Below are 14,831 nucleotides of genomic sequence, written 5' to 3'. Positions count from 1 at the left end.
TTAACCACTTGACTAACGGGCCAAAATTATTAACACAAAGCGGGTAACGAGAATCGAACTCGCGACAACAGCTTGGAAGGCTGTGGTTTTACCACTAAACTATACCCGCATATCAGCGACGAATATAATAATATCAAGTTCTTTTTGAAATTGCAATAGTTTTTCTAAAAAAAGAAAAACTATTTTGTAAACATAGAAAAATCACCCTATTTTCGGGTGATTCACGCAGGTTTTAATCTTTTTGCCAAATCCCTAAACAGACAGAAACAATTATTACTAAAACGACTGCACCAATAATTGATGGAATAATTGCCATTCCAGCTATTTGCGGTCCCCATGAGCCAAGAATCCATTCACCAAGACTGGAACCAAGCAATCCGGCAATTATATTTGCAATCCATCCCATTGAGCTACCACGTTTTGTAATTGCTCCTGCAATCAAACCAATAATTCCACCAACGATCAATACCCAGATCCAGTGTAACATTTAATCCACTTCCTTTCGCTTGTAACCTGTTACATCTATTACTTGTATTTTATTTTGCCATAGTAATTAGTTCAGTAAAATAAAGTAAGCACTATCTTAACTATTTTATATGTGTTTTTTCATGCTAACTTCATCGTGTATAAAGATATGGATAAAAAAAGAACACAAGGAGTTTTCTCCTTGTGTTCTTTAAGCCAGATCGGGAAAACAGGATTCGAACCTGCGACCCCCTGGTCCCAAACCAGGTGCTCTACCAAGCTGAGCTATTTCCCGAAAAGTGCCGAGGACCGGGATCGAACCGGTACGGTTATCACTAACCGCAGGATTTTAAGTCCTGTGCGTCTGCCAATTCCGCCACCCCGGCATAATATGAACTGGCTAAGCGGAAGACGGGATTCGAACCCGCGACCCCCACCATGGCAAGGTGATGTTCTACCACTGAACTACTTCCGCAAAAGTGACCCGTGCGGGATTTGAACCCACGATACCAGCGTGAAAGGCTGGTGTCTTAACCACTTGACTAACGGGTCAGACGTGTTATATTAATCACTCACGATAATCGTAAATGATAACTTGTCATTCACAACGTTATTAATAATACCAAGTGATGCAAAAATTAGCAAGGCTTTTTTTATAATTATTTTAAAAAATAAATATAAAAGCAAATGTAAGTATTCGAGGCATCATTACATATGGTTGTCTATAGTCTATTACCATCTTATACATTAGATATAAGACGGTTAATAGTTTTAACTGCTTGATTAGATCTATATTTACTAATACTCAGTAGATCTTCAATAATCAGATAATGAATAAAATAAAACTTTACTATTTAATAGAAAATTGCTAAAATGTTACTTGTTCATTATAAACGGGAAATAGCTCAGCTTGGTAGAGCACCTGGTTTGGGACCAGGGGGTCGCAGGTTCGAATCCTGTTTTCCCGATTTGAATTTTTTGGTCGTTGGAAGTATCTTCTTTCATACGACTTTTTTAATACCATTTAATTAGGAAGGCAGGAAAACTAATGGAAGCAGATAAATATATAAAATTAATTCAAGAAGAATTAAGTAACCTTCCTGATTATGTTAATGAGTACTATTTAGGGACAAACCATGCAGTTACGACCACTTATCAGTATTTAACCGAAATCAGACGTTTTTTCGACTGGTTACGTTCAAGTGGGCTTGTTATTGCTACTTCAAATAAGGATATACCTGTTAATACACTAGCTGAACTTCGACGAAACGATATAATGTTATATATCGATTATTTACAGCATACTACTAATGCTCAGGGACGATTGAACTCCCCGACTTCAATTAACCGTTCAATTAATGCATTGCGTTCTTTATATAAATTTTTGACAGTTACCGCAGATAATAATAATGGTGACTCATATTTTGACCGTAACGTCATGCTAAAAATTGATTCACTTAATGATACTAAGACCTTAAATTATCGTGCACATTCTCTTGCGTCACATATGTATCGTGGAGAAATGAAATTCGATTTTATTAATTTTATTGAAAATGAATATCCTCATAAATGTGATAAAAGAGCTTTACCAGCATATAAAATAAATAAAGAACGTGATATAGCGATCATCGCGCTGATTCTCGGTACTGGTGTCAGAGTATCAGAAGCCGCAAATATTAATCTTGCTGACCTAAACTTAAAACAATCATTATTAGACGTTACCCGAAAAGGTGGCCAGCGAGACTCGGTGCCAATTGCTCCTTGGGCGGTTAATTATATTCAGACTTACCAAATAATTCGTGCTCAACGATACCATGCATTGAAGAAAGACATAGCCTTTTTCCTTACCTTGTACCATAACCAGACAAGACGAATGACGGCTAATGCAATTGAGAAAATGGTTAAAAAATATTCGACAGCCTTTGGTCACCCACTCACCCCGCATAAGCTTCGACATACCCTAGCGTCTGAAATGTATGAGGTTACAAAAGATCAAGTATTAGTGGCCCAACAATTAGGACAAAAAGGAACTTCTGCAACAGACCTATATACTCACGTTGATCAAAAACAGCAACGCGAGGCTTTAGATCAGATCAGTAAGTCAACTGATTAATTAAAAATTGAATTATCCCCTTTTCGCCAAACGTTATCTCCGCTATAATAGAGAACGGTGTATATCTTAAATGGAGGAGAAAATTTTGGGCTTTATTACATCTTTTTTTGGAAAGAAACATTATGTCTGTCCATTCTGTCACGAGCACTACACCTTTTCTGGTCTTCATGCTCGCAAACTAACAGATAAGAACGGACATATTCATTGTTATTATTGTCGACGTAATTTGCAACAATTACATTAGACTGATCAATGATTAAATTAGTTTCCAAAAATAAAATCTTCAAAATAAAAACAAACCACTAAGCTATGAATCAGCCTAGTGGTTTGTTTTTTGTTAGAAAATTGTATTAATAATAACGACGCTTATTAGCACCTGCAAGACCGAACATTCCAAGTAAAGTTGCGATTCCAAGTCCTAAAGCAGCTTTGTTAGATGCATTACCAGTTTGTGGTAATTGAACCGGTTGAGTTTCAGGTTGCTTTGGATCTTCAGGGGTTTCTGGAGTTAAAGGAACTTCTGGAGTGTTAGGAGTCTCTGGCGTTTGAGGTGTTCCAGGATTTTCAGGAGTCTTTGGTGTTTTTGGAGTATTAGGAGTCTCTGGCGTTTCTGGAGTTGTTGGTGTAGTTGGATTTTCAGGTTCCTTAGGGTCATGTTGTTTTAAACCATAACCAATTAAATCCCAATCTACAGGTTTATCGCGTTCTCCTGGTAAAGCTGCAGAGTCTAAATCACCTAGCATACTAAGGTTTTCACTTGAATCGTCCCAAATCCAATCACCCTGGTTAGTCATCTTAGCTAAAACAGTAGTAGTATTATCTGGGTTAATTTGAAGCAGAAAACTAGGTGCCCACGTAGAATCCATACCTTTACCAGCTACTTCGTTACGATTAGTAATATAGGAAGTAACAAGGAGTTGATTATCCTTACCAGCTACGGGCACAGCATAGTATGAGTATGTTGCTGTTCGCCAGTTTGCAGGAACGGAAGCAGTTAATACTACACCAGATTCATTTAGTGGTTTATAGGTTCCAGTAAGGCTATCTGCTACATAACCAATCATTGCAACATTATCGCCAACTGCATAGTTAGCTTTCATCCATGCATCATCATTACTTCCGCGATTTAGACGGGTTGCCGCAAATAAGTAATATTTATCACCAAGTTTCACAACATTAGGACGTTCAATTTCGTCACTAACCATTGGTGCAGAGAGTAGTGGCGAATAAACTTGAGCAACTTGGGGATTCTTTTCATCATTATTAAGCTTGAGAATACCAATAGCAGCATTAGCCCAAGTAGCACGACTCTTAATATCAGAATTTGAAAGAATCTGGAATAAGCTATGGATATTAAAGGCATCATTTCCTCCATAGTTTACCCAATTATAAATTTGATCATCACCTTGATAGTTTTCAAGACCAGTACTTGCTTCAAAGACTAAATAACGATCGCCGTTTTCGTCTTCAATTACGTGAGCATCACGCATTGCAATATTGTCGGCACCTTTATTAGTTGCACGCCATTGCTCGTAAGTTTGGTAATAGTAGCCATCACCTTCAAAGACAACATGATCATTTGCCACTTGTGCAATTGATACGTTACCGTCATTGTTGTTTAGGTAGAGCGTAGCACTTGCAATTTTTTGATGGTTCGTATTGTTATCTGATGTATCAACTTTTGTATAGAATAATTGAATCGAATTATCACTATTTAGTACCGCAGAGCCAGACCATTCTTGGGATAGAGCAGTTGCATTATAGCCAAAGATAGCCCCAGCATTTTTCCAGTGGCTTAATTCATTATCCCCGTACTTATTGTACAGAAGGTAAATATGGTTATCATTTTGGTTAGGAACACCCATCATTGCGATTACTAATTGGTAGCCATTCCAATTAGCGACCTGACCAGTTCGTACATCTTGGACTGGCCACGAATCCCATACGTCCAATGGTTGAACAATATTTGTTTGTGCATCTTTAGTAGTAGCTGCTGGCATATTTTTAATTTCGCTAGCCTTAAAGAATGGTACTGCATAACGACCATCTTGCTTAATTAATGTATCAGCGATCTTTTGAAAATCGTTATAAGTCATCTGAGTACCAGATTTAGCAACCTTAGAAAAGTTGAGTTTGTTTAATGCTTTGATTTGGTCAGCGGTTAAACTAGCAGGATCAATTCCGACATTTTTAACAACTTTTTCAGCTTCTTTATTTAACTTAGCAGTGTCTTTCTTTTCTGTAGTTTTTTCGCTACTTAAATCAGCACTATCGTTATCTCTGGCAGCATTGTCATTATTATCATGAACAGCTGGTGTAGCAGTCTTTAGATTAGTATTCTTAGAAGTAACATCCGTATTTGCCGTTGTACTATTATCATCTGCTGCTGATGACTTATCACTTGAAGCAGCTGCTGAAACAGCAGCAGATTGACTAGCATTGTCTTTAGCTACAGATGAAGCACTATTTACACTTACAGAATCATTAGTAACTGCACTGCTAGCAGAAGCAACTTCACTACTACCCAGCACAACACTTTGACCCGCGTTATTATCTTCAGTTGAAGTTTGAAGAGTTACTGGCGTATTACTTTCCTTTGCTTCCGTACTATTTGCTGATGCACTAACCGTCGATACACTTAAAGCTAATGCAACAGTAGATAATGTGACAACGGTCCAGTTCTTACCGCTTTTGTACATCTTTTTATGTTCTTTGCGTTCTAGCATGATAACCAATCCCCGTTTCTTTTTTTATAGCTTTCTTGTCAAACGTTTAACATTTTACTATACGTATTTTATTATGTTTAACAAACTTTCTCAAGGTTTTATTCATAAAAATTTCATAATTAAAGTTTTTTAAGTCATTTCCCTTATCCTTGGTGCTTAATTTTCGTATTTCCTTCTGAGAAGAATTCAAACGATCAACTACCCATTAAAATTAATTTCATTTGGTCTCAGAGCTAATTGCTCTTTTAGACGCTCGTTTTTCATAATTTTTAAAATAGTAAGACTCTTTTGATAAAAGAGTCTTACTATAAAGTGCTACAAATACTAATATAATAGGCTTTTAAAATTGTATATTTTCTTGTAAGACTGTTGTATAATTTTATTAAAAAAGTGTCTCACGATTATAATGGTTAATTTAGCCCTTTTAGGTGAGAAAAAAGGAGTATTTTTTTATGTTATATAATGCAGCATTAGTTTTAGAAGGTGGCGCATTCCGTGGTCAGTATACTGCTGGCATTGTTGATACATTTCTAGCCCACCACATTGAATTTCGCAGTGTAATTGGTGTATCCGCGGGTTCATTATGTGGGGTTAATTTTGTATCAAAACAATATGGTCGAGCAGCCAATATTAATATTAACCACCGACATGACCGTAACTATATATCAATGGCTCGTGTATTTAAGAAACAAATTATTAACCTTGATTATTTATTTGAAGATCATGGTTATTCATGGCAAAATTTCAACGAAGAAGCCTATCGACGCTCTGCTTCCCACTTTACTGCAGTTGCAACTTCCGTAAAAACAGGTAAAACAGTATTATTTACGGATCCAATTGGCGACGATCTCACGAATGCTCTTAAGGCATCTTCTTCAATGCCATTTTTATCAGATCCGCAAGAAACCGCCCAAGGTCCATGTCTTGATGGTGGAATTACTGATTCAATTCCATTTGATATCGCACAACAACAAGGTTATGACAAAATTGTTGTTGTACGGACACGCGATATTAGTTATCGAAAGAAGCCTTCAAGTCCGGCTGTCAAACGCCTCTACAATTTAGTATATAAAGATCACCCTGAATTTGCTAAAGCGGGTATCAATCGTCCAATAGTTTATAATCACCAAATCGCCGAAATTAGTCATCTTGTTCATGAAGGAAAGATTTTTAATATTGCACCTACTAAGCCAATTAAAATCAAACGGATTGAAGGAAATATTAAAAAAATCCGTGCCCTTTATGAGACCGGACGTAAAGAAGGTGAAGAAACAATTCCGTCATTAGTTAAATATCTCGAAAACTAATAAAGGATGAAATATTATGTCAACTAAAAAGAGAATATACATTCCTAAAAATAAAACAAATGGACAACGTAAAGGTAATCGCAAAATCTGGGTTGAAAACGTAAAATTTTTGACATTAGAGGAATATGATCGATTAAGAGAAACAATCAAACTCCACTCACGGCCAGAGCTAATCAATCGTAACCTTTTATTAATTGCGATTGCACTTAACAATGGCTTGCGAGCATCAGATGTTGTTACCTTACGTGTCGGTCACGTTTTGAATAAAACTAAAACTCGTGTGATTGAACAAAAGACTGGGAAAGCTAAAACTCTCTTTTGGAATAATTGCTTAGCTGAGATTATTGATTATCTCAACGACCTTGACTACCATGATGAAAATGATTATTTATTTCCAGGTAAACAAGATGGTCATTTTTCTGTCCATGGATTTTATGAAATGCTTCAACGAATGGCTCGCAAAACAGGTGATGGTAAAATCGTTGCCAAAATTGGCACACACTCATTCCGTAAAACTTTTGGCCGCCAATTATATAAAAAGGGAGTTAATGTTGAAATTATCTCGCAACTATTTAACCACTCTTCCGAACGAAATACTCGCCACTATTTGGGGATTGAACAAGAAGACCTTGATAAAGTAGTCCAGAATTTTAAATTTGAATAATTTTATGTACAAATATTATGTAAACTAAAAATGATCACTTTTCCTAATTGTCGTCACCCACTAATATTAGCTATGATATAAGATAGTTTTAATGATTTAGGAAGGTGACAAAATGAAAACAGGAGTTGTTGAAAAAAAACAGCTTTGGGGAATTGAATTAAATTTGATTTCACTTCTTTTTAGCAGTATTAGTCCAGTTCTTAATAAATTCTCGCTTATAAGCTTAAGTCCAGTTGTCGGCGGAATTTTTACCAGTATTTTTGCTGCAATTTTTGTTCTTACAACGATTTTAATAACTCGCCAACATATTTCTTTGCGTAGTCTGCGAAATCCATGGTTATGGCTTTTAGGTGGTACTAATGCAATCGGTATAATTCTGCAATACATTGCCCTCGCCTCACTGAGCCCAATTACAGTAACTTTAATTGCCCGTCTCTATTTAGTTTATGTTTTCTTTCTATCTTACGTCTTCTTGAAAGAAAAAATTACCAAGTGGGATTATCTTGCAATTGTTCTTTGTATTTTAGGGTCATTCTTTATCTCAGGCAGTCGTCTTCAATTTAGTGATAATATTCTTGGGTTAATCTGTGCATTCATCTATCCGTTAATGTATGCTGCCAATAATATCGTTGCAAAGTACATGGTTAGTGACGCACAGCCAAGTAATGTTCTCTTTTACAATCATTTAACCTCTGCCTTATTGTTATTTTGCTATGCAGCAATAACAGGGACCTCATTTGCTAACATTTCGGGACGGGCCGTTGCCTTTAATTGCGGGGGCGCCTTCTTTAATGGTTTCATGTCCCTCTTACTCTTTTATACGAGTTTAAGATTTATTACTGCGGGTAAGGCTAATATTGTGCGCGCCCTTGGGCCAATTGTAGTAATTATTTATTCTTCATTCTTTTTCCCGGTTCAGGTAACACCATCGTTAATTTTTGGGGCAGTCCTTGTAATACTGGCAAGTACCATTGTTACATTTACTAAAACCAGTCACGAATAAGTCTCTTCATTTAATAAAACCGTCAAATCAGCTGCATTCACAGTTAATTTGACGGTTTTATTTTGTTAGTATGCCCGAACTCGACGCCGATAAACAATATAACGGCGGAAAATATATTGCCATGGTAATGTTAAAGCGTGAACTAATCTAGTGTATGGGAAGTAACCAAAGATTGCAAAGCCGCATAATACATGGATTTTATAAATCAATGGGACTGATGCCATTAGTTGCCATTGCGGATTTAAAACAAACAGGCTTCGCACCCACGGACTAATCGTTGTCCGATAGTTAAAGTTTTCCATAAAGGCGCCACTAATTGTACAAGATAGTCCTAATGCAACCGTAATTAGCAATGCCCAATCAACAATAATATCATTAATGTCACTAGTTTTATGCACTCGTGGAACTGTCATCCGCCGATAAGTTAAAATTGCGATCCCGACAAAGGCTAATACTCCAGCTGGAATTCCCATCATTAACGAACCAAACATATGATACATATGGTTAGTAATACCAAAGTAGTCAGTCCAGCTTTCTGGAATGAACATCCCCAAGCAATGCCCGAAAAAGGCTAGAATAATACCTATATGAAAAGTTACACTCCCAATCATCAGCATTTTCTTTTCGAGAAGTTCACTTGACTTTGCAGTGATCGAAAAATGAAAATATTTAAACCTTACAAATGTACCAATAAAGAATGATGCTAGCATTACGTATGGATAAATGACCCATAGAAAAATTGACCAGCCATTATGCATCTTCGTGCACCTCCATTTTAATACATGAACCGATAAGCGACCGTGTAATTCGGATTAGTTGGATATACGGGTTGTCACCATCAGTTACTGCATTTTTTAATAAAGTATAAGTACCATCTTCAATTACGCTTAAAACTAGCTGAATATCTTGCCGCCGCGGATCGTTAAGGTAGTCACCGTATGCTAAAAACTCTAATAATAATGGTAAATAATCCGATAGCTCGCTAGTTGCCTCTGAAACACCAAACATTTCATACAATACCTTTAATCGTGCCAGAATTGTACCACGTTCCCGTGAATCAGTCATTTTATAATATGACATATACAAGGTATAGCGCCGATTCATTTCAAAAAGGTGGGTATACATTTCTTGACGTTCAATTGATGGTAAGCTTGCTAACTCATCAAATAAACTCAGAATCTCGCCACGGGTTACTGTCGATAGGGCCTGATCGTGGACAACTTGTTGACGTAGTTCGTCAGAAAATGTCTCTTTATCAGGATAGTCGATTAACCATGCAAGAATTACAAATGTATTTTTTAAGGTAGTCAATCTTTCAAAATCAATCACGCCAAATACCTCCGTAAAAACTATCAGCATAAATCTGATTAGTAGACTTTCCTGCTTCAGCTTTCTTAAACATACTGCTATGTTGTGGCGCTAGTGCACAACCCTCACACTCATCATAACCAAGACTACCCTGTTCTGTTTGGGCATCCTCTACTTCAGCCTTTTGACTACTTGGAATAACAAAACGATCTTCATATTTAGCAATTGCTAATAAGCGGTATAGGGCAGTAGCACTTTCTTCTGTCAATCCAACTCGTTCTAACTTACTAATATCAAAATCACGCCCGCTAGTTTTCGCCCGCATATATAAACGCATCATTGCTAATTTATATAGTGCTTGTTTAATCACCGTAACATTTCCAGCTGTTAAGAGACTAGCAAGATACTGGACAGGTACTCTCATTTGATCAATTCCGGGAAAAATCATTTCTGGATTCTTAATGGAGTCCCGTCCTTCAAAATAACTCATTACCGGGGATAGTGGCGGAATATACCAAACCATTGGCATTGTTCGGTACTCTGGATGAAGGGGAAAGGCAATTTTTTCTTTAACTGCCATCTTATAGATTGGCGACTTTTGCGCTGCTTCAATCATTTCTTCAGAGATCCCGTCTTTTAATGCTTGCTTAACAATTTCTGGATCATTTGGATCAAGGAATAAGCCAAGCTGTGCTTCATACAACTTACTTTCATCAAGGGTTGAAGCTGCTTCTTCTACTCGGTCAGCATCATAAAGAATTGCACCGATGTAGCGAATCCGGCCGACACAAGTTTCTGCACAGACAGTTGGTTGTCCTTCCTCAATTCGCGGATAACAGAAAGTACATTTTTCCGCCTTATGAGTCTTCCAGTTAAAGTAAACTTTTTTATAAGGACATCCAGTCATACAAAACCGCCAGCCTCGACAACGCTCTTGGTCAACAAGGACAATTCCATCTTCATCACGTTTATACATCGCCCCTGAAGGACAAGAGGCTACGCATGGCGCATTTAGACAGTGTTCGCACAGTCGTGGCAAATACATCATGAATGCTTGTTCAAAGTTGTTTTTAATATCACGCTCGATTTTTTGCATATTCGGATCTTGTTTAACATATTCGGTTGATCCTGCTAAATCATCATCCCAGTTTGGCCCAGTAGTTAGCTCCATATCTTCGCCCGTTACTTGGGATTTAGGACGAGCAACCGGCTGGTGTTTTCGTTCTGGGCCGAAAAGAGTTTTATAGTCGTATGTCCATGGCTCATAGTAATTGTCCATTTCTGGCATGTCATTATTATAAAAAATTTTCCCCAGAGCAATTTTATTCAATTTGCTACCGGCGCGTAATTGAAGCTTTCCTTTGGAATTAAGCGTCCAACCGCCATGGTATTGATTTTCATCTTCCCACCGTTTTGGATAGCCGATACCAGGCTTTGTTTCAACATTATTAAACCACATGTATTCAGCACCGGGTCGATTTGTCCAAGTATTTTTACAAGTCACGGAACAGGTATGACAACCAATACACTTATCTAGGTTCAAAACCATGCTGATTTGTGCTTTAATCTTCACTCCAGTTCACCTTCTTAAGTTTTCGTACATTTGCATAAAGATCACGTTGATTACCAGTTGGTCCATAATAATTCCATGCATAACTTAATTGTCCGTATCCCCCTACCATATGTGTTGGTTTTACATGAATTTGTGTTGGGGCATTATGAGATCCACCACGATTACCGGTGATTGTTGATAGCGGTTCATAAATTTCGTTATCTTGCGCATGGTACATATACATTGAACCCACAGGCATACGGACTGAAACAACTGCCCTTGCAGTAACAACCCCGTTTCGGTTGTATACTTCAATCCAATCATTATCCTTAACCCTAATTTTTTCAGCATCTTCAGGACTAATCCAAATAGTCGGACCACCACGGAATAATGTTAGCATTTCAAGATTATCGTAATACATGGTATGAATATTCCATTTACCATGCGGAGTCATATACTTCAAGGTAATCTCATCTTCAACTGGTGGAACATCAACATCCCCTGGTGCTAGAACAATTGGTGGCAAGGATGGTTTATAGGTTGCTAGACTTTCACCAAATTCACGAAAAATCTCATGATCAATATAGTAGTGTTGCCGACCGGTTAAAGTACGAGTTGGTACATTTCGCTCAGTCATTAATGAGAAAGGCGTGTATCGTGCACCGCCATGCTTAGCAGAAGTCCCAATTGGCGTTGGGTATGCTTCTTGTGGCTGAGCAGTAATTTGTTTAAATGACATCGCATCGTCTGCATGCCCCCGTCCAATGTCAGCAAGCTTTTCACCAGTCCGTTCTTGCTTTTTATGCCATGCGCGATCGGCAAGCTTACCATTGGAAGCAGTTGACATTCTTAAGATTGCATCACAAACTTTCTCATCTTCGTCAAGCAATGGGCATCCAGCGCCAACACCCTCACTAGCAATTCCATTCATTGCCTTTAAATATTCATATTGGTCTTTAACATTATAGGGATAATTATTAACAATATTCGGCCCAAGGGTAATGAATTTTTCATAAAGCTTCGTGTAGTCTCGAGGGATGAGCTTTAAGGATGGCATCGTCTTACCAGGAATAGGTTCTGTTTCCCCTTTTTTCCAATCTTTAATTTCACCGTATGGCTGGGCAATTTCGCCTGGGGTATCATGGCCAAGCGGCGCGCTTTTTAAATCATAATGAATCCCTGGCAAGTATTGTTTTGCCATATTAGCTACTGTCTTAGCAAGAAGTTTAAACTGTTGCCAATCAGATTTAGATTCCCACATTGGACTAACTGCTGCGTTAAATGGATGAATATAGGGGTGCATATCAGTAGAAGAAAGATCCTTTTTTTCATACCAAGTAGCGGCAGGTAAGACAACATCAGAATACATAGGTGTTGAAACCATCCGAAAATCCAAATCAACCACTAAATCAAGTTTGCCGACTGCTTCTTTATCATGCCAGACCATATCTTGGGGTTTAGCACGATCATTCGGGCGGGCAAGAAGACCATTTTCTGCTCCTAAAAGATGTTTCATAAAGTATTCTGCCCCTTTTCCAGAGGAAGCAAAGAGGTTCGACCGCCAGAGGAAGAAGGTCTTAGGTTGGTTTTCTTTAGCATCAGGATCTTCAGCAGCAAAATGAAGGGTCCCCTGTTTTAATTCATTAACTACTTGTTTAGAAATTTCTTTAATATCAGTTGTGCCGTAATCCTTGGCAAAAGATAATGGATTACGGTTAAATTGTGGGTAAGATGGTAACCAGCCAAGGCGGATTGCCATTTGATTATAGTCAGCATTATGCAAATAAGAATGATGACCCTTCCAAACAGGAGATTTTTGAGCTTGATTATCAATTTCTTCGTAACGCCATTGGTCTGTTGCAAAGTAATACCACGTGGTTCCTTGCATTTGACGCGCGCCGCCTTTTTCCCAGTCATTAGCAAATGTAATGTTGGCCCATCCTTCTTGTGGCCGTAGTTTTTCTTGCCCAACATAGTGCGCCCAACCGCCACCAGTCATACCAACACAACCACAGAGCATCAGCATATTAATGATATTGCGGTAGTTCATATCGGCGTTAAACCAGTGGTTAACACCCCCGCCCATGATAACCATGCTTCGCCCTTCATTTTCAGCTGCATTTTGAGCAAATTCGCGGGCAATTTGGATAACTTGTTTAGCTTTAACGCCTGACCGGCTCTCCTGCCAAGCGGGGGTAAAGTAACTGCTTGCATCCATTGCGTCCTTAGCAGCTAATTCATCATTGCCTGTCCGATTGATCCCCATTTGAGCCATTAATAAGTCATAGACATTAGTGACAAGCTGTTCGCTGCCATCAGCAAACTTCAGCTTCTTTACTGGTAAATGACGTTGAACAACACTATTACCTTCATTACTAAATGCTGGAAAATCAGCAATCACTTGCTCGGTATTTCCTTCTTGATCATTAATCGACAATGCTGGATCAATTTTATTACCATCTTGATCAACTAATTCAAGATTCCATTTTTCATTTTGATCGTATTCTTGCCCCATCGTCCCGTTTGGCACTACAATTTTGCGCTGGTTTTGATCATAGACAACGGTTTTCCATGCGGGATTGACAATCGTTTCATCTTCCACTAGGTCATTGATGCGGATAAAACGACCGGGAGTATAATGCCCAGGATTAGCCGTACTTTGCTCTAGTTTGACAATGAAAGGCAAGTCAGTAAATCGTTTGGAATAATCAATAAAGCGCTTTACCGGATGTTTTTGATAGAATTCATCTAAAATTACATAGGTCATCGCTTGAGCCACCGCCGAGTCACTTCCAGGATGAGGAGCTAACCAATCATCAGCGAATTTAACGTTTTCGGCATAATCTGGACTAACAGCAACAATCTTGGCCCCTTTGTACCGTACTTCCGTCATAAAGTGGGCATCGGGAGTTCGCGTCAAAGGCACGTTCGACCCCCACATAATAATATAAGAACTGTTGTACCATTCAGCGGACTCTGGAACATCAGTTTGCTCACCCCAAACTTGCGGCGATGCTGGTGGTAAGTCAGCGTACCAATCATAGAAGCTCATTTGTTCTCCACCAAGAAGTGCAATAAAACGAGCTCCGGCGCTGAAACTCATCATTGACATTGCTGGAATGGGGGTAAAACCACCAATTCGGTCAGGTCCATATTTTTTAATGGTATACAGGCAAGCAGCAGAAATCATTTCTAAAGCTTCATATCGATGAACACGGATTAGGCCACCGTGACCACGAACGGATTTATACTTTTTAACTTTTTCCGGATCTTCAACGATACTGCCCCAGGCTTCTAATGGATTAGAGTATTCTTTCTTGGCATTTACCCATAATTCCCATAGTTTTCCCCGGATATATGGGTACTTAATCCTAACAGGACTATATTCATACCACGAAAAACTGGCCCCACGAGGACATCCCCGTGGTTCATATCCTGGAATATTAGGACCGCATGACGGATAATCAGTTGCCTGATGTTCCCAAGTAATAATTCCTTGTTTAACATAAACGTTCCACGAACACGATCCGGTACAGTTTACCCCGTGAGTTGTCCGTACTACCTTATCATGTGCCCATCGCTGGCGATAAAGCTTTTCCCACCGACGACTTTTTTCTTCGAGTTGTGTAAAGGTTCCATTAAACTTATCAACTTTATTAAAGAACCGTGACTTCATCGTTGATTGACCTCCCT

The 14,831-nt window shown here is 38.5% G+C and carries 10 protein-coding genes and 6 tRNA genes; 5 read left to right on the top strand and 11 right to left on the bottom strand.

The features are described from left to right. Window positions 1–38 precede the first annotated feature (38 nt). From DTK66_RS10480 to DTK66_RS10455, 6 genes are all read right to left on the bottom strand, one after another. A tRNA-Gly gene (locus tag DTK66_RS10480) sits at window positions 39–109 on the bottom strand. Window positions 110–232: 123 nt separating this feature from the next. Then, window positions 233–487: a GlsB/YeaQ/YmgE family stress response membrane protein gene (locus tag DTK66_RS10475; protein WP_153931466.1), complete on the bottom strand. Its 255-nt coding sequence runs from the start codon at window positions 485–487 to the stop codon at window positions 233–235. A 199-nt stretch (window positions 488–686) separates the two neighbouring features. Next, a tRNA-Pro gene (locus DTK66_RS10470) sits at window positions 687–760 on the bottom strand. 5 nt (window positions 761–765) lie between these two features. Further along, window positions 766–851, bottom strand: a tRNA-Leu gene (locus DTK66_RS10465). A gap of 17 nt (window positions 852–868) precedes the next feature. Then, window positions 869–940 (bottom strand) — tRNA-Gly (locus DTK66_RS10460). Window positions 941–945: 5 nt separating this feature from the next. Next, window positions 946–1,017, bottom strand: a tRNA-Glu gene (locus tag DTK66_RS10455). A 342-nt stretch (window positions 1,018–1,359) separates the two neighbouring features. On the opposite strand from DTK66_RS10455, the gene DTK66_RS10450 reads away from it, so the two are divergent. Both DTK66_RS10450 and xerS read left to right on the top strand, forming a co-directional pair. Next, window positions 1,360–1,433: transfer RNA gene (locus tag DTK66_RS10450), tRNA-Pro, on the top strand. 80 nt (window positions 1,434–1,513) lie between these two features. Continuing rightward, a complete protein-coding gene (xerS, locus tag DTK66_RS10445) occupies window positions 1,514–2,578 on the top strand; it encodes a tyrosine recombinase XerS (RefSeq protein ID WP_191668639.1) in 1,065 nt (354 codons plus the stop codon). A 350-nt stretch (window positions 2,579–2,928) separates the two neighbouring features. Here xerS and DTK66_RS10440 read toward each other — a convergent pair whose 3' ends face one another. Beyond that, window positions 2,929–5,304: a glycoside hydrolase family 68 protein gene (locus DTK66_RS10440; RefSeq protein ID WP_191668638.1), complete on the bottom strand. Its 2,376-nt coding sequence runs from the start codon at window positions 5,302–5,304 to the stop codon at window positions 2,929–2,931. A 452-nt stretch (window positions 5,305–5,756) separates the two neighbouring features. Here DTK66_RS10440 and DTK66_RS10435 point away from each other — a divergent pair, with 452 nt between their 5' ends. From DTK66_RS10435 to DTK66_RS10425, 3 genes are all read left to right on the top strand, one after another. Next, window positions 5,757–6,611, top strand: a complete 855-nt coding sequence (locus tag DTK66_RS10435) for a patatin family protein (protein WP_153930596.1) — start codon at window positions 5,757–5,759, stop codon at window positions 6,609–6,611. Window positions 6,612–6,627: 16 nt separating this feature from the next. Beyond that, on the top strand, window positions 6,628–7,275 hold the full coding sequence (locus DTK66_RS10430; protein WP_153930597.1) for a site-specific integrase: 648 nt from the start codon (window positions 6,628–6,630) through the stop codon (window positions 7,273–7,275). A 112-nt stretch (window positions 7,276–7,387) separates the two neighbouring features. After that, the gene (locus DTK66_RS10425; RefSeq protein WP_191668637.1) at window positions 7,388–8,278 is read left to right on the top strand and encodes a DMT family transporter; all 891 of its coding nucleotides are present in this window, start codon (window positions 7,388–7,390) and stop codon (window positions 8,276–8,278) included. A gap of 65 nt (window positions 8,279–8,343) precedes the next feature. On the opposite strand, the gene narI is transcribed toward DTK66_RS10425, so the two are convergent. The 4 genes from narI to DTK66_RS10405 are packed head-to-tail and all read right to left on the bottom strand — an operon-like array spanning window position 8,344 to window position 14,814. Then, entirely contained in the window at window positions 8,344–9,036 is a 693-nt protein-coding gene (narI, locus tag DTK66_RS10420) for a respiratory nitrate reductase subunit gamma (protein ID WP_153930599.1), read from the bottom strand. Next, a complete protein-coding gene (gene narJ / locus DTK66_RS10415) occupies window positions 9,029–9,607 on the bottom strand; it encodes a nitrate reductase molybdenum cofactor assembly chaperone (protein WP_191668636.1) in 579 nt (192 codons plus the stop codon). The genes narI and narJ overlap by 8 nt, the downstream gene beginning before the upstream one ends. Beyond that, window positions 9,600–11,159, bottom strand: a complete 1,560-nt coding sequence (gene narH, locus DTK66_RS10410; protein ID WP_191668635.1) for a nitrate reductase subunit beta — start codon at window positions 11,157–11,159, stop codon at window positions 9,600–9,602. Before narH ends, narJ begins: the two co-directional genes overlap by 8 nt. Continuing rightward, a complete protein-coding gene (locus DTK66_RS10405; protein WP_153930601.1) occupies window positions 11,149–14,814 on the bottom strand; it encodes a nitrate reductase subunit alpha in 3,666 nt (1,221 codons plus the stop codon). The genes narH and DTK66_RS10405 overlap by 11 nt, the downstream gene beginning before the upstream one ends. Window positions 14,815–14,831: the final 17 nt, after the last annotated feature.

The sequence above is a fragment of the Limosilactobacillus walteri genome, assembly GCF_014830205.1.
Classification (GTDB): domain Bacteria; phylum Bacillota; class Bacilli; order Lactobacillales; family Lactobacillaceae; genus Limosilactobacillus; species Limosilactobacillus walteri.
Note: the sequence above shows the minus strand (reverse complement) of the source record. Positions and strands in the feature narration are given on the sequence as shown.